Genomic DNA, 16,252 nt, shown 5'->3' with positions numbered 1-16,252 from the left:
GGGAACCGCTGTGCAACAGGCTATACTCCGCTATCGTGTCTGGTTCGTCCGCCTTGGGCTGACGGCCATTTTACTGTTAGGGTTGTACCTGCGGATGCTAAACATCGCTGATTGGGACTCTGGAACCGGTCAGCATCCTGATGAGCGCTTTTTTACGTATGTCGCCTCAACGGTACGCCTACCGGACGATGTAGCTGAGTTTTACGACTCCAGTCGTTCACCACTCAATCCGCGTAATTACGAACAGTTTCCCCTTTACGTCTACGGACCGATCCCTGTTATGCTGACGCGGGCCGTCGCGGTGATGCTGACCCCACCAGAGATGCTACCGGCGCAGGTGCTCACGATTGACGGGCCACCACGAGTAGGCGCCGATCCAGCAGCACCAACCGAACGACGTACTGATTACGGGCCGGCAATTGCCAACCCGGAACGAGCCTGGCCACGCCTGACACCTCTGATCTGGTGGCTGAATCCCGACCGCGTTAATCTGACGAGTTACGGTGAAATTGTTAAAGTTGGACGCACTCTGGCGGCGCTGTTTGACCTCGGTAGCGTTCTCCTCGTCTACCTGATTGGTTGCCGTTTGTTTCGGCGACGGGTGGGCCTGATAGCGGCACTGCTCACAGCGCTCACAGTAATGCACATTCAGCAGAGCCATTTCTTTGTCGATCCGGCCTTCTCAACTTTCTTTTGTCTGCTCGGGTTGTACTGGACGGTGCGGATTGCCCAGGGGGGTGGCGTTGGCTCATATCTTGCGCTCGGCCTGAGTATCGGAGCAGCAAGTGCCAATCGGATCACGATGGTGACGATTGGTGGCCTGGCGGTGGTAGCAACACTGATTGCGGCTCAACGGGCATTGCAGGGGCAGCGTTGGACGACGCTCTTCTATCGCTGGGTGCAGCGCGAACTGCTGCTCTTGATCCTCGCCGGCCTGGTCTCGTTTGTTGCATTCCGCACCATGGCTCCCGATGCATTTATCGGTTCGCGAGCCGATTCGCCACGCATAGATGGCCCATCGCTCCTCCACGGTGCCGGGTTTTTTGATATTCGGCTTGATCCCCGCTTTCGCGAGAATTTAACCACAGTACGCGCCCTGGTGACCGGTGAGTATGACTTTCCGCCCGGTCAGCAGTGGGTTGGCCGACCGGCCTATATCTTTCCGTGGCTGAATATGGTGCTGTGGGGGATGGGGCCGCTGCTAGGGCTGGCGGCCTGGGGCGGATGGCTGCTCTTTGCCGGGCGGTATGTCCAGCGTGGCTGGCAATGGGCACTGCGCCCGATGCCACGCATCGGGCGACCATGGCATCCGGCCTGGGTGCTCTGGTGCTGGGCAGCGTTCTATTTTGCCTGGCAGGGTAACCAGTTCGCTATCACCATGCGTTACCTGCTGCCAATCTATGGTGCGCTCACAGTCCTGGCAGCATGGACACTGGTGACTCTGGCCCGGTGGGGACGTTGGCGGCTGCGTGCAGTTGTCGCTGTTCACTCGATCTCCTGGCAACAGCGGAGTACCGGCACCACACAACGTCTACTGTTCTGGACAGCCAGAATTGCGCTACCGGTCGTACTGGTGGCGACCGCCATGTGGGCTTATGCCTTCTCCCGCATCTACACCGTTCCCCATTCGCGGGTACAGGCAGCACGCTGGCTCGCTGAACATGCCCAGCCTGGCAGTGTTGTTATCTCCGAGCGCTGGGATGATCCGCTCCCGCTACAGGCAACAACGAATGCTGCCTGGAATATCACCTTTTTTGGGATCGATTCGTCGCCCTATGCCGAGGACGAACCGGTCAAGTATTTCGGTAATGGCAGCGAACCCGGTCTGCTCGATCAACTCGATCAGGCTGACTACATCACTCTGACCAGCAATCGTGTGTACGATAGTACCTCACGCTTGCGGATGCGCTATCCGGCCTTGATGCGCTATTACCATTACCTGTTCACCGGTGAACTCGGTTTTGAGCTGGTGGCAGAGATTACCTCATATCCAACAATCCTCGGTATTCGCATTCCTGATTGGATGGCCGAAGAGGCATTTAGCGTCTATGACCATCCGCGCGTACTCATTTTTCAAAAAACACCACTCTATAGCCGTGAACGGGCCGAGCGATTGATCACCGAGAACGTCGAATGGGGCGAGGTGTATAAGTCACCGCTTTTGATCGCCGACCGCAACCCAACGGCTCTACGCCTCACCGAGAGTGTCTGGCCACGATACGCAGCTGGCGGTGAATGGTGGTCCTGGCTGGGTACCACTCCCTTCGCCGCGATGTGGTGGCTGTTCTGGTTGGAAGGATTAGGGCTGGCGATCTTTGCCGTGATTGGGCCACGCTTACGTAACCTACCCGACCGGGGATTTAGTCTGGCCAAAATGACGGGTCTCTTGCTGGTCGCGTATCTGGCGTGGTTGGGAGGCAGTCTACATCTGGCACCGTTTGCACCGGTCACACTCTGGACAATCGGTATGATGGTGCTGGGGGTGGGAGGATTCATCGGCTGGCGTGAACGCACTACGTTGCGCCGCATCTGGCACGAGCGCTGGTCGGCGCTCGCTATGGCCGAGATGGTCTTTCTCGCTTTCCTGCTCATTGGTCTCATATTGCGCTGGTTTAACCCCGATCTCTGGCATCCGGCGCGTGGCGGCGAGAAGCCGATGGACTTCGCTTACCTCAATGCAGTGCTGCGGAGTGCTGCCTTTCCACCGCTTGATCCGTGGCACGCAGGTGGGTATATCAACTACTACTACTTTGGGTTTGTGCTGGTTGGTGCGCTGATCCATCTCAGCGGTGTCGCGCCGGCAGTCGGTTACAACCTCGGTGTGGCGACGATCTTCGCGCTGACGGCGTTGGGGGCGTTTGGAGTTGTGTACAATCTGCTGGCAGCACGTTCACCACAACCGCAGCGTGAACGAACAGCGTTGGTAGCCGCCGGATTGGCGCCGGTTCTCGTCTTGCTGATTGGTAATCTGGCGCAGGCTGGCTGGTTCTTAAATGGCTATGCCGCCGAACAAATGGCCAAAGGTCGGTATGAGTGGGCCTTTTGGGATGCTACTCGCATTACGCCAGGTACCATTAATGAATTTCCCTTCTTTACGTTTCTGTTTGCCGATCTTCACGCCCATATGATAGTGATGCCCCTGAGTCTGGCGGCATTAGGGCTGGCGCTGGCGTGGATGCGAAAGGGAACAGCCACGCACTGGTGGATCATCGGTCTGTTGGGTCTGGTCGCGGGTGCGATCCGGGCCACCAACACCTGGGATTATCCAACGTTTGTTGGATTGGCCGGGTTGATAGTCGCGCTGGCAACGGATCGGCGCTGGCGCCAGGCCGGGCGAGGGTGGCCGGCTACGCTTCTGGCTGCACTGGTCGTTGGTGTTGCCCCGGCTCTGATCGGAAATGTCCTCTTTGCACCATTTATTGCCAGCTTTGCCACCGAGTCAGGGGGAATTGCCCTCTGGCAGGGGCCTGGATTTACCCTGCTGGAGACGATCCTGACCGCTGAACGCACCACGACCGGTCAGCTTGTTCAGATTGGTGGTCACTGGCTCATCATCTGGTTCGTGTTTGTGGGCTTATGGCTGTGGCGGCAACGGGCAAGCCTCTTGATCGTGATCGGGCCACTTGCGGTCTGGATCGTGGCCCTGGGGCTGAATCTGCCGGCAATACTGCCTCTGCTCGTAGTACTGAGCACGATAGCCTGGCTCTTGTGGTGCATCCGTCATCGTTCATTCACGATCATCGTGCCGCTGCTGTGGGCGTTCAGCGGGATCGGGCTGTGGACAATGGTCGAGATGGTAGTGGTGCGTGGTGATGTAGGGCGCATGAACACCGTCTTCAAGTTCGGCCTGCATACGTGGATACTGCTCGCCCTCGCTACCGCAGTTGCTCTTCCCTGGTTGTGGGCAGCAACCCAGCGATTGCTGCCCTCCTGGCGTTGGGGTCTACGCGGCCTGTGCGCTCTCTTCCTGGCTACCGGCCTGGCGTATCCGGTTACCGCTACTCCGGCCCGAATTGCCGACCGCTGGAACCCTGACGCCCCACGCACGCTCGATGGCGCAGCATTTCTGAACACCATCACCGAAATGCGCAATGGCTCCGGGTACTCACTTGATGAGGATGCCGCAACCATTGACTGGTTGCGGCGGAATGTGCGAGGAACGGCGATCATTCTCGAAGCTCATCAACCATCGTATCAGTGGGCGGGTCGTATCGCAACCTTTACCGGTCTGCCAACGATCCTCGGTTGGGAGTGGCACCAGATTCAGCAGCGCAGTGCCGTCAACGCAACGCCGGTCATCAATTATCGCCAACAAATCATTGCCTCGATCTATAACTCTCCCGATCCGACGACAGCGCTGGCGGCGATCCGTCGCTATGGCGTGGAATACATCTATGTCGGCGGGGTTGAACGACAACTCTACAGCGCTGAAGGACTGGCAAAGTTCGCCACGCTGGTCGAGCAGGGCAACCTGGAACGGGTCTTTCAGTCCGGGCAGAGCGTGCTCTATCGTGTGCACACACCGGGCCAGCCACAGATGCTGACCAATGATCTGCCGATCCGTGCCCCCTCGTTGCGCACAACACCGGCATTGGAGCTGTTGCAACCGGTACAGGATGTACCTTCAGTTGGCCGCTTGAGCTGGAATACCGTTCTGAACGAACATTCCTGGCTGGCCATTGTAACCTGGCTACTCGTCTGGTATCTCATCGCTGGGCTAGGTGTGTTGCCCGCCTATGCGGCGCTGGGGGTGCACGGTCTGGCCTGGGCACGCCCGGTTGGCTTGATCCTGCTAGGGTATGTCATCTGGCTGCCGGCCAGCCTTGGCTGGTGGCGGTACGATAGTGCCGGTCTCATGGGTGGCTTGCTCGTGCTGATCGGGATTGGGCTGTTCCTCTGGTGGGCTGGCGTGCACCCTGAGCGAGCGGCGTGGCGGTCACTCCTCCCCGGCGAGGTGATCTTCCTGGCCGGTTTTGCTGCCATGACCATCATTCGGGCGCTGAATCCCGATCTGTGGCATCCGGCTTGGGGTGGTGAAAAACCGATGGAGCAGGGCTTTCTCAACGCCATCCTCCGCAGTCCACAAATGCCACCCTACGATCCGTTCTACAGTAACGGGTATATCAACTACTACTATTACGGCCTCTATCTGATGTCGGTGCCGATCAAGCTGCTCGGCATCGACTCGGCAGTCGGTTTCAATCTGGCATTGGCGACGCTGTACGGTATGCTCCTGGCCGGGGCTTACGAATTGGGCACTCGTCTGGGTGGGCGTCGTCGCTACGGTATGGTCGCTCTCAGCCTGATCGGTCTGATGGGGAATCTGACCAGCCTGATCCCCGCCGGCTGGTCGTTAGGAGCACAAGGATTACGCCTCTTGCTGAGCGGTCATGCCGAACTGCTCGGTGATTGGTTTGTCGGGCCGAGTCGCGTCATTCCCTACACGATTAACGAATTTCCGCTCTTCAGTTTTCTGTACGCCGATCTGCATCCGCATCTCATCGCACTGCCGCTGGCGCTGCTGGCCATTGTCTGTGGCTGGCACCTCATCTTGCGCCCTCAACGTCCGCTCTGGCTCCTCAGCGCACTGACCCTGGGGACATTAGCGGTAACAAACTCGTGGGATTTTCCAACCTACGGTCTGTTGTGCGGGCTGGCAATTATTGCCGGTGCTATCCGTCGCACCGGCTGGCGCTGGCAACCGCTGACGCTGGCCGTCGTGCAGGCCGTGGGGCTGGGATTGGGATCGTTGTTGCTCTTCGCACCCTTCTTCGACCGCTACTGGCCGATGGTACGTGGCATTGGCCTGGTCACCACTGGCTTTACGCTGCCGCTGGATTATCTACTTATCTACGGTGTGCCCCTGATCATCGTGATTCCGGTGATTACCGGTGGATTGCTCCAACACTGGCGAAGCGGCTTTGCCGGTCGCCGCTGGGCACTGGTTGCGAGTGGGATCGGCCTGTTGATAATCATCGGTGCTGCCGTCCCCGAACTGGCACTGCGGCTATGGCTGTTCGTTGTGTTGATGGTAACGACAATCTTGTTGATGCGACGGGCAGCCGGCGCACCGGCATGGTATGCGCTTCTCCTGTGCTGGGTGGCGTGGGCGGTGTCGTTGGGGGTAGAGGTTGTCTACATCCGCGACCATCTCGATGGCAGTGAGTGGTACCGCATGAACACCGTCTTCAAGTTTGGTCTGCACATTTGGGTGTTGTTGGGGCTGACGGCAGCCGGCCTCTTGCCCCGGCTACTGCGTGGCTTGCAACGCTACGGTGGTTCCAGCGCCGCCACGGCAGGATTGGCGATCATTGCCATCCCGGCCATAATCGCCGGCAGCTATGCACCGGTGGCGATTCCCTCGCGGCTGGTAACCCGGTTCGCTATCGAGACCGGTCCGACGCTTGATGGCATGGCCTTTATGGAACAGGCGACATTTACCTACGATTGTCAAGCGTTTGGTGGGTGTGCGCCAGATACGGCATTCGTCCAGGTTAATCTCAGCGGTGATGCAGCGGCGATCCGCTGGCTCAACCAGCAGATCGATGGCACACCGGTTGTGCTGCAATCAAGCCTCTGGTTCTACCGCGCCTACGGTATTCGCGTGGCCGCAGCCACTGGTTTACCGACGGTGATCAGTGCGCTGCACGCTGATGAACAGCGTGATCCGGTGGTCACCGAGCGGCGGGTGCGCGATGTCGAGACCTTCTTCACCACGACCGACCCTGATACCGCACTGCGGATTCTGGCCCGCTACAACGTAGACTACGTCTACGTCGGTGGGGTTGAGCAGGCATTCTACCCGCAAGGTCTCTCCAAATTCGCCGTCTTGCGTGATCGCTATCTCCGTTCGGTCTACGAACAGGATGGAGTGACTATCTACGCCGTAACCGATCTACCCGACAGTTATCGACTCCTACGCGCCGAAAGGCTACCGGTGGCTCAACCTACGCCACCGCCTCCACCGCCCCCTAACGAACCGGTGGCCGATCTGGCGGAACTTGAAGCCGCAGTTGCGGCGCAACCAACGAATGCCCCCCTGGCATTTGGCCTGGCTGAAGCCTACCGCCAACAAGGACGGCTTGCCGAAGCCGCAGATGTGTTGGCGACTGCTGCGGCTGCCAACCCTGATGATGTCGGTCTGCATCATCTCTGGGGCGACATTTTAGCCGACGCCGGACGTTTTGAAGAGGCTGAGCAGGCGTATCTGGCCGCGGTGCGGGCCAGTCCAACTGCCGGGAATTACAATAAACTGGCAACTGCCCTGATCAATTGGGGCTGGCTGGACAAGGCTGAGATTGCGTTAGGACAGGCGTTGAGCACTGATCCGGGTCTGCCCGACCCCTACTTCCAACTGGCCAGGCTCTTCATGCAACGCAATCAGACCACCCTGGCCCAGGATGCCTTACAACGCTATCTGCAACTGGCACCGGAAGGCCGTTGGGCCGGAGAAGCGCACCAGATGCTGGCCCACCTGAACGGAGGGCAACCATGAGCGAACTGGTCGGCGATGTGCTGATCTGGTGGGCCACCGTTCAGGTCTTTACCATTGTTGGCTGGCCGGCTGCGATACGGCTGTTTGGTCATCTACCCGGCCTGGCCTTTGCTCTGGCCCGTCCGCTCGGCCTGCTACTCAGTGGTTTTACCGCCTGGCTGCTAGCGATGCTCGGATTGGGCCGGTTCGAGGTGCCATTGATCATCATCAGTCTGTTGCTGGTTGGGGGCGGTGGCTGGCTCTGGTTATGGCGGGAGAACCATCGGCGCTTACCACCGCTAGCGGCAGCACTGCGCGGTGAAGTCATCTTTTTGCTCACCATGGTCTGCATCGTCTGGTTACGGGCACACGATCCGACACCGTGGGGCACCGAGCGCCCGATGGACTTCGCCTTCTTCAATGCTATTCAGCGGAGCGGTCTCTTTCCGCCGCAAGACCCGTGGCTGGCCGGTTATAGTATCAACTACTACTACTTTGGCTATCTCTTGATGAGTGTACCGGCAATGATCAGTGGCTTACCGCCGGCGACCGCCTATAATCTGGCCCTGGCCTTGCTGGCCGGAATGACCGCACAGGGAGTTGCCGGTCTGATCGAGACACTGTTGGGGCTGATCAAACGGCCTCCGCCGGCCTTCGTGCAGGCCGGGCTTGGTGTGCTGGGAGCGCTGATCATTCTGGGTGCCGGCAATCAATCGGGTGCACTTCAGGTCATGCTGGGCGATGAACGGGTGGTCGCTCTCGATGATCGTCAGCTTCTGGCGGCGATAGCGCAATCCTGGCGCGGGGAGTCAATCATCGTGTTACCCTACGCGGCCAACGCCCAGGACTTTGGCCTGATCGAGAGCTGGCGCCGGGCCGACAAGTGGAACGATTTCAACTGGTGGTGGCCGTCACGCTCGCTGTGGGACGGCTACACCATCCCTGGCGACCCACCGCTGCGCGAACGGCGCTACACGATTACTGAGTTTCCGTTCTTCAGCCTGCGCCTGGGTGATATGCATCCGCACGTGATGGCATTGCCCTTCACCACGCTGGCAATCGGGTTAGCACTGGCGGTTGCAACTCTGTCCGGCGGAGCGCAACGTCTTAACTGGTTCACGCGCATCGGTCACGGCATCATCCTCGGCAGTCTCTACGCGATCAACAGTTGGGATTTGCCGACCTACCTCTTGCTCTACTGGGGAAGCCTGGCGCTGGCTTCCCGACAACCGACCGTCATCTTCCCCTGGCGTATCTGGCTGCGCGAAGCAGTGATCATCGCCTTGCTGGCATTCGTGCTCTTTCTACCCTTTCACCTCACCTTTCGGGCACCGGTTGGCGGGGCAACGCCATGGCTTGATCTCCCACTGCTCAATCGCCTGACTAGCATCATCGGCATCTACGTAGGGGAACGGAGTGGCTGGCACGCCTTTGTCATCATTTTTGGTCTGATGGCGCTACCGATCATCGCCGGTTGCTATCTCTACCGATCAACCCCCGTGGTGGATAGTACGGGCGTGGCGATCAGCGAGATGCCACGCTGGGTGGCATGGCTACCGTTCATCCTCCTTTTCATTGGCTTGCTGATCGGTTTTCCCCTGCTTGCTCTGGCCGGTCTGGCCGTGTACACCGGCTGGCGTGCGCTCACGACCGATGAAGCCGGGGTACGCAGCGGGATGCTGATCGCCGCGCTGGGTAGTGCAGTCCTGTTCGGCGTCGAGATCATCTATATTCGCGACGTGTTCGAGGGGCTATCGGCGCGGATGAACACCATCTTCAAATTTTACTACCAGGTCTGGCTGCTGTGGGGCGTTCTGGCGCCAGTTGCCCTCTGGTGGGTCTGGGCATTGGCATCTGGCCGGCAACGTCTCCTGGCCGGATTGGTGAGCGCGTGCACCGCCCTGTTGCTGATCGGAGCCGGTGTGTACCCGTGGATTGTGGTGCGCGACATCGGGCGTGGGCCGATGATCGGCCTGAACGGTTACACGCCACGTGAACAGACGGCGGCGGGGGCAGCAGCAATTGCCTGGTTGCGCCAGTATGCTCCGGCGGGCAGTGTGGTGCTGGAAGCAGTTGCAGTAGAGAACGAGGCCGCCGTGGCTGCGGGTAGCGAACAGCCACGGTGTGGCGGATCGTACAACTGGCAGGGCTTCGGTGGCGTGTCGGCAGCGAGTGGTCTGCCTACCGTGTTGGGATGGGTCGGTCACGAGATGCAGTGGCGTGGTGGCGACCAGCAAGCACTCGCCGAGCTGGGACCACGCTGCATCGCGGTTGATACCATCTACCGCAGTGGCGATCTGAACCGAATTCGGCCGCTGATCGACCAGTACAGCGTTGACTACATCTACGTTGGTAGCCTGGAGCGGGAACGTTACCCGGTGAGCAGCCTGGATGTGCTAGCCCAGATCGGTCCCCCTGTGTTTACTCAGGACGAAGTCGTGATCTATCGGGTAACACGCTAAGCGCCGATGACAAAATCTCTTCAGCCGAACTGCAAGATGAATGTATACTGATCATGGAACGTGGTTTGTAAACAGTGCAAGAAAGGTTGTCCATGGCAGCAACGAGCGACTACGACGTGATTGTCGTAGGTGGTGGTCACAATGGTCTCACCTGTGCCGGTTATCTGGCCAAGGCCGGCAAGCGCGTACTGGTACTCGAACGACGCCCGATTGTCGGCGGGGCCGTCTGTACCGAAGAGGTCATCCCCGGCTACAAAATCGATGTTGGCTCATCGGCCCACATCATGATCCACCTTACCCCAATTGTCCGTGATCTCGAACTCGAGCGTCATGGTCTCGAGTACATCGACATGGACCCGTATGCTTTCTATCCACTTCCCGATGGGAGTGGTGCCATCTACTTTTACCGCGATGTTGAACGCACATGTCAAAGCATTGCAACCGTCAGTCCACGCGATGCTGAAGCCTACCGGCGCTTCCTCGATTTCTGGACACCGTTGAACGAGGCGGTGTTTGATGTCTTCCTCAATCCGCCATCAGTTACCAGGCTGTTCGGCAAAGTGGCGTCAAGCCTCCCCCGCTTGCCGAAAGCTGAGCAGCAGGTGCTGGAAGTAACGCGCCGCCTCTTCACCAGCTACGCCCAACTGATTGAAGAGACCTTCGAGAGCGAGGCGATGCGGGCAGCAATGACCTGGCTGGCAGCGCAGAGTGGCCCACCACCGGACGAAATCGGAGCCGGAGACTTTTTCGGCTGGCACGCTATGTTGCACTACAGCGGCGCCAAACATCCCCGTGGTGGTTCGGGCATGCTGACACAGGCCATGGCCCGTTCGCTCAAAGCCATGGGGGGCGAAGTCATCCTCGATGCCCCGGTACACCGCATCCTGGTGCAGAACGGGCGAGTGCAGGGCGTGGAAACGGCAGACGGTCAGCGCTACTCGGCCCCGATTGTCGTTTCCAATGCCCACGTGCTAACGACCTTCCTGCAACTGGTTGGCCCAGAGCACTTGAGTGCCGATCTGGTGCGACGCCTCAACCACATTCGGATCGGGAACGGCTTTGGCATGACCGTGCGCTGCGCCGCTGAAGAGCTGCCCGACTACATTGCCGCCCGCAGTTACGGCCGTCCACACGAGAGTCACCACGGCTTGCAACTGCTGAGTCCCAGTATGAACTACGTGCGGCGCGCTTACGAAGACTACCTGCGCGGTGAACCTAGCCGCGAACCGGCGGTGATTGCCATGACCTTTTCGGCCATTGATCCCGATGTGGCACCGCCCGGCAAGCACACCGTATTCCTCTGGTCGCAATACTTCCCCTACCAGCTCAGCAATGGCCGGCACTGGGACGACATTCGCGAGTCGGTTGCCGATTCGATCCTCGAAGTGCTCTACCGGTACGCACCAAACATGCGCGGCAAGATTATCGACCGCTTCATTCAAACTCCGCTCGACCTTGAGCGGCGAATCGGCCTGCTGCAGGGCAACGTCATGCACGTCGAGATGAGCTTTGACCAGATGTTCTTCTTCCGCCCCCTACCAGAACTGGCCGGCTACCGTACCCCGATTCGGGGGTTGTACCTGACCGGCGCCAGCACCCATCCGGGTGGCGGCGTCTTCGGCGCGAGTGGCTACAACACCGCACGAGTTGTACTGGCCGATACTCGTGCCCGGCGTTGGGGACCAATCGTGCTCGGTGCCGGTGCACTGGCCGCCGGAGCGGTCCTTGCCGGGCGCAAACTGCTACGGGACTAACTGCCGCATATTGACGGAGAGGCGCTGCTGGCGCCTCTCTGGTTTGTACGACTGGAAGCTGGGGGGGTATCTCCCTCTGACACACCCTGGTGTACCAGCGAATACTCTGGCTTTCTGGGGAATGATACATTCTTCCCCCGCCCCTCCTCCTTGCCGAACCAGCCCGGCTCTGCTACGATACAGGCACGCCGTATCGCAGAGAGTTTCAAACCTTATGAACGCACAACCTTCTTCCTCAGCACTGAACGGGCTGCGCCTGCTGACCGACGAGACGCGCTGGAAGATCATCCAGGCCCTACGCGACAGTGATCGCCAGGTGAGTGAGCTGGTGGTAATGCTCGGTCTGGCCCAGAATCTGGTCTCGTATCATCTGCACGTGTTGCGCCAGGCCGGCCTGGTACGTGCCCACCGCAGCGATGCTGATGGGCGGGTTGTCTACTACAGCCTCGATCTGACAGCGATGACTGCACTACTGACCGGCATCGGTGATGAACTGGTATTGCCGGGTACTCGTCCGCTTGAGCTACCGGCGGTGAAAGTAGCATTCCTGTGCCGCGCCAACAGTGCCCGCTCGCAAATAGCCGAGGCCTGGTTGCGCGTGTTGAGCGATGGTCGGGTACAGGCGATGAGTGCCGGAACGCACCCCCAGGCCGTACATCCATTAGCCATCACCGTTATGGCAGAGGTTGGGATACCGATTGATCAGCACGTTTCCAAATCGATCACCATGATCATCGATCAGCGTCCTGATCTAATTGTGACAGTGTGTGACATTGCGCACGAGGAGTGTCCGGTGTGGCCAGAGGCGGCCCGCCATATTCACTGGAGTGTAGCCGATCCGGTGGCTATTCAGGGTACTGCTGATCAGCGATATGCCGCCTTTGTCGCCGCTCGCGAAGAATTGCGCGAACGGGTGCAGGGCCTGCTGGCACTATTGCCGCGTTGGTTTGGGGGTGTTGCATCAGGCCGCGATACGTAGGGGGTATGCTCAGGATAGGCGTACGAAAGCCACGCTTCCGCGTCCCTTGTTCACCGCACCGGATGCGTGTAACTATGATCCCCTCTCGCAACCATCAATCGCCATCGACCTGCAAATAATCGGCTCGTGGCGGGCTAAAGGTGTCAATCACAAATGTATCCTCTACCGTCCACACCGCGTGGAGGGTGCCACCGGGAATAGCAACCGAACGACCTGGCGTCGCGTCGATGATCTCGTCACCAACCTGAAATCGCAACCGACCACTTACCACATACGCCACCTGATCTTCGGGATGGCTGTGCAGCGGCACCTGACTTCCGGCTGCCAGCCGTACCTCCATCTGATACATGCGGTCGGTAAGGGCAACCCGTCGGCGATAGACACCAGGGAAAACTTCGATCCATGATTTCTCAGACATAGAACCTCTCAGACGTATTCAACCCTCTGCATCATCCGGGCCGCAGCAGCCTGTGCTTCAGCCCACGAGATCTGTGCCAATCGCTCTTTGACGACCGGAATACGCGCTGGAGCCATGCTCAATTCGTTGAGGCCCAGGCCAGCCAGGGCAACCGCAGCATCCGGTTCGCCACCGAGTTCGCCACAGATACCAATCGGAATACCGGCCTGTTGTGCGGCGCGAGCGGCCAATTCAATCACCCGCCACACGGACGGATCATCGGCCCGGTATTGCGTGGCCAGCGTCGGGTGACCACGATCAACCGCCAGCGTGTACTGGGCAAGATCGTTACTGCCAATACTGAAGAAAGCGGCGTGGCGTGCAAATTGATCGGCCAGTACCGCTGCTGCCGGTGTCTCAATCATAATGCCCAGCGGCGGATCGGCGCGATGTTCAATTCCGGCTGCGGCCAGCGCGGCGGCCGCTTCACGCATCTGCTCTCGCCCCCAGGCCAGGTCGGCCAGCGTGGTGACCATCGGCAACATAATCCAGATGTCTCCGTAGAAGGCAGCACGCAGCAATGCCCGTAATTGCACCTGAAAGAGATCAGGACGCTGCATCGAAAGCCGAACACCACGCACTCCCAGAAATGGATTGGCTTCAGGGGGAAGCGGCAGGTAGGGCAGCGGCTTATCACCACCTACATCGAGCGTTCGGATCACAATCGGCCGGTCGGGCAGTTCTGTGATGACGGCGCGATACACCGCAAATTGCTCGTCTTCGTCGGGAGGTGCATTGCGGTCAAGGAAGAGAAACTCGGTCCGAAAGAGACCAATCCCTTCGGCACCGTTGTCACGGGCCAGGCGAGCCTCGGCTGGACGACCGATATTTGCCCACAGCGCGATTGAGCGGCCATCACGTAGCCGACCGGGAAGATCGCGCAGAGCCGCCTGGCGGCGGCGGGCCTCGTGAATGGCGGCCATCCGTTCCTGAGCCGCCTGTAGTGCGGCTTCATCTGGATCGATCATCACCAGGGCCGCATCACCATCGAGAAGGAGCGTCGTACCGGCAGGAATGTGCAGAATAGCTTCTCCCAACCCGACAACCGCCGGCACCCCACGCGAACGGGCCAGGATAATGGTATGACCGGTTGGGCCACCGCCGGCGGTGGCAAAGCCGGCAACGTGATGCGGAAGATCAACCGTCTCCGCGGGAGTCAGATCATCGGCGATAACAATGGCGCCGGGTGGGATCGGCGGTGGCGTGTGATCGCCGCTCAGCGCACGCAGCAACTCAACCCCAACCGCAGCAATATCGGCTGCCCGTTCACGTAAATAATCATCGTCAAGCGCGGCCAGCGCCTCTTCCATCTGGCACACCACCGTCTGAATCGCAGGAATGAGGGGCTGACCGTCGAGCAGCAATGCAGTTACGCCGTCAGTCAGCGTTTCATCTTCAACCAGCAGCGCCTGTGCATCGAAGAGATCGGCTTCGCGCAGGCCGGCAGCGCGCTGCCGTTCGGCCAGTGCCCGTAGTCGGTTGGCCGCTGCGTGTTGGGCAGCGTGAAAACGGGCCAATGCTGCTTCTGGCGGTTCATTGGGCGGATCAGTAGGAATGGACACTCGTTGCCAGTGGTACGCTGACCCTAACGCCAAACCGGCAGCTCCCCCTGCACCGCGAAGTATCGCCGACATCATGATGCCTCTACCCGCTACTCGCCAAAATTCTCTTCCACCAGTTTGGTGAGAGCAGCAATGACTTCTGCCTCATCTTCACCACTGGCACGCAACCGGATTTGATGCCCCTGACGAACACCAATTTGCAACAGATTAAACGCTGTGACCGGCAGCTCCTTTGTTTGCGGTCGGCTCAGATTCTGAATAGTCACCGTACTCTTATAAGCACGGACAGTTTCAACAAAGAGCTTTGCCGGTCGCGCATGAAGACCAACCGGATTGGTCACGGTTAATATCACTTCAGTCATAACAATTACTCATACACCTTAATCAGGTCGCGGGCCTGCAAGGCAGCGCTGGCAACGTGTTCAAGGGTGGCAGTAGCGCTGGTTGCCTCAATTGCAGCCAGATAAGCCCCTTCTACCAGCGGCGCATTACTGATATGGACTGGTGGGCCGGAAAAATGCTCCAGGGCTGTTTCCACACTCATCACTGCACTACCCAGATCGACCAGCGCCAGAATGCCGTCTGTGGTGCGCAACTGTTCGAGACCGGCCAGGATGCGTTCGACGCTGGTACCGAGCGAGCCATCACTGGCACCGCCAGCAGCGATAATCGGAATCTGACCACCACTGATTTGGCCGACAAACTCTTGCACGCCTTCTGCCAATCGTGCGCTATGCGAGACGATCAAGAGCCCTATCATGCCTCCTCCTCATTACGGCTACACGTCATCGCCAGCGCTCGTAACAGATACGCCGTCGAAGTTGCTCCCGGATCCTGATGCCCGATACTGCGTTCACCAAGGTATGAGGCGCGTCCCTTCATCGCCAGCATAGGGATAGTTGCTTTTGCCCCTGCCTCAGCAGCCGCCGCAGCAGCCAGCAATGCCCGTCCTAGCGACTTGCCTTCGGCCAGCGCTGATTGGAGAGCGTCAATTGCCGGGGCCAATGCATCAACCATCGTCTTTTCACCACGTTGCGCTTTGCCACGCGCAACAATACCGGCCAGAGCGGCTTCCAGAGCCAGGACAACATCTTCGTCACTCATCTCGTGCCGATCAGCCAGGGCCATGCCGGCGCGAACGAAGGCAGTACCGTACAGGGGGCCGGAAGCGCCGCCTACCGTCGAGACAATCGTCATTCCGGTCGTCTTGAGCACAGTGCCGATGTCTTTGTCGGCAACGGTGGGCAGGCGGGAAAGCACCGCAGCGAATCCGCGATCAAGGTTTGCATCATGATCGGCATCACCAATTGCTGCATCCAGTGCCGTTAGCTCGTCACGATGAGCATGAATAATTTCCGCCGCCGCTGTCAAGAAGTGCGTGACGTGTTCTACTGTGATTGGCATCGTTGCCTCGCTCGTAGTTGCATCATGTGCGCTGGTCTGCAAGCCGCGCATACCAGATCAACATCGTACCCGCATCATACCACGGATACACCAATGCTTGCGCGGCAGAAGGCTGGCGAACGAACTTGCCTTTTCTTATGCTAGGGCATGATAGGTACTA

The 16,252-nt window shown here is 59.3% G+C and carries 9 protein-coding genes; 4 read left to right on the top strand and 5 right to left on the bottom strand.

Going from position 1 to position 16,252, the window contains the following annotated elements; all coding sequences use genetic code 11:
• Window positions 1–10: 10 nt before the first annotated feature.
• The 4 genes from VAE57_RS03260 to VAE57_RS03245 all read left to right on the top strand — a co-directional run bounded on the left by VAE57_RS03260 (window position 11) and on the right by VAE57_RS03245 (window position 12,669).
• Window positions 11–7,495, top strand: coding sequence for a DUF2298 domain-containing protein (locus tag VAE57_RS03260; protein ID WP_322820472.1), 7,485 nt, complete (start codon window positions 11–13; stop codon window positions 7,493–7,495).
• The gene (locus VAE57_RS03255; protein WP_322820471.1) at window positions 7,492–9,936 is read left to right on the top strand and encodes a DUF2298 domain-containing protein; all 2,445 of its coding nucleotides are present in this window, start codon (window positions 7,492–7,494) and stop codon (window positions 9,934–9,936) included. Before VAE57_RS03260 ends, VAE57_RS03255 begins: the two co-directional genes overlap by 4 nt.
• 92 nt (window positions 9,937–10,028) lie before the next feature.
• Window positions 10,029–11,690, top strand: coding sequence for an NAD(P)/FAD-dependent oxidoreductase (locus VAE57_RS03250; protein WP_322820470.1), 1,662 nt, complete (start codon window positions 10,029–10,031; stop codon window positions 11,688–11,690).
• A 214-nt stretch (window positions 11,691–11,904) separates the two neighbouring features.
• Entirely contained in the window at window positions 11,905–12,669 is a 765-nt protein-coding gene (locus VAE57_RS03245; RefSeq protein WP_322820469.1) for a metalloregulator ArsR/SmtB family transcription factor, read from the top strand.
• Window positions 12,670–12,763: 94 nt separating this feature from the next.
• Here the strand turns inward: VAE57_RS03245 and VAE57_RS03240 are convergent, their stop codons facing one another.
• From VAE57_RS03240 to dhaL, 5 genes are read right to left on the bottom strand one after another with little or no spacing between them, the layout of a single operon-like run.
• Entirely contained in the window at window positions 12,764–13,087 is a 324-nt protein-coding gene (locus tag VAE57_RS03240) for a cupin domain-containing protein (protein WP_322820468.1), read from the bottom strand.
• An 8-nt stretch (window positions 13,088–13,095) separates the two neighbouring features.
• Complete coding sequence (gene ptsP / locus VAE57_RS03235) at window positions 13,096–14,760, bottom strand: phosphoenolpyruvate--protein phosphotransferase (protein WP_322820467.1); 1,665 nt, start codon at window positions 14,758–14,760, stop codon at window positions 13,096–13,098.
• Window positions 14,761–14,777: 17 nt separating this feature from the next.
• A complete protein-coding gene (locus tag VAE57_RS03230; protein WP_012660651.1) occupies window positions 14,778–15,050 on the bottom strand; it encodes an HPr family phosphocarrier protein in 273 nt (90 codons plus the stop codon).
• A 5-nt stretch (window positions 15,051–15,055) separates the two neighbouring features.
• Entirely contained in the window at window positions 15,056–15,448 is a 393-nt protein-coding gene (gene dhaM / locus VAE57_RS03225; RefSeq protein WP_012257204.1) for a dihydroxyacetone kinase phosphoryl donor subunit DhaM, read from the bottom strand.
• On the bottom strand, window positions 15,445–16,092 hold the full coding sequence (gene dhaL / locus VAE57_RS03220; RefSeq protein WP_322820466.1) for a dihydroxyacetone kinase subunit DhaL: 648 nt from the start codon (window positions 16,090–16,092) through the stop codon (window positions 15,445–15,447). The genes dhaM and dhaL overlap by 4 nt, the downstream gene beginning before the upstream one ends.
• Window positions 16,093–16,252: the final 160 nt, after the last annotated feature.

The organism is Chloroflexus sp. (assembly GCF_034434295.1).
GTDB lineage: Bacteria > Chloroflexota > Chloroflexia > Chloroflexales > Chloroflexaceae > Chloroflexus.
Note: the sequence above shows the minus strand (reverse complement) of the source record. Positions and strands in the feature narration are given on the sequence as shown.

Excerpts from the sequence above, each read along its gene's own strand:
- VAE57_RS03255 (WP_322820471.1), top strand. The coding sequence starts at position 7,492 with ATGAGCGAACTGGTCGGCGATGTGCTGATCTGGTGGGCCACCGTTCAG.
- ptsP (WP_322820467.1), bottom strand. The coding sequence starts at position 14,760 with ATGTCGGCGATACTTCGCGGTGCAGGGGGAGCTGCCGGTTTGGCGTTA.
- dhaM (WP_012257204.1), bottom strand. The coding sequence starts at position 15,448 with ATGATAGGGCTCTTGATCGTCTCGCATAGCGCACGATTGGCAGAAGGC.
- VAE57_RS03245 (WP_322820469.1), top strand. The coding sequence starts at position 11,905 with ATGAACGCACAACCTTCTTCCTCAGCACTGAACGGGCTGCGCCTGCTG.
- VAE57_RS03230 (WP_012660651.1), bottom strand. The coding sequence starts at position 15,050 with ATGACTGAAGTGATATTAACCGTGACCAATCCGGTTGGTCTTCATGCG.
- dhaL (WP_322820466.1), bottom strand. The coding sequence starts at position 16,092 with ATGCCAATCACAGTAGAACACGTCACGCACTTCTTGACAGCGGCGGCG.
- VAE57_RS03250 (WP_322820470.1), top strand. The coding sequence starts at position 10,029 with ATGGCAGCAACGAGCGACTACGACGTGATTGTCGTAGGTGGTGGTCAC.
- VAE57_RS03240 (WP_322820468.1), bottom strand. The coding sequence starts at position 13,087 with ATGTCTGAGAAATCATGGATCGAAGTTTTCCCTGGTGTCTATCGCCGA.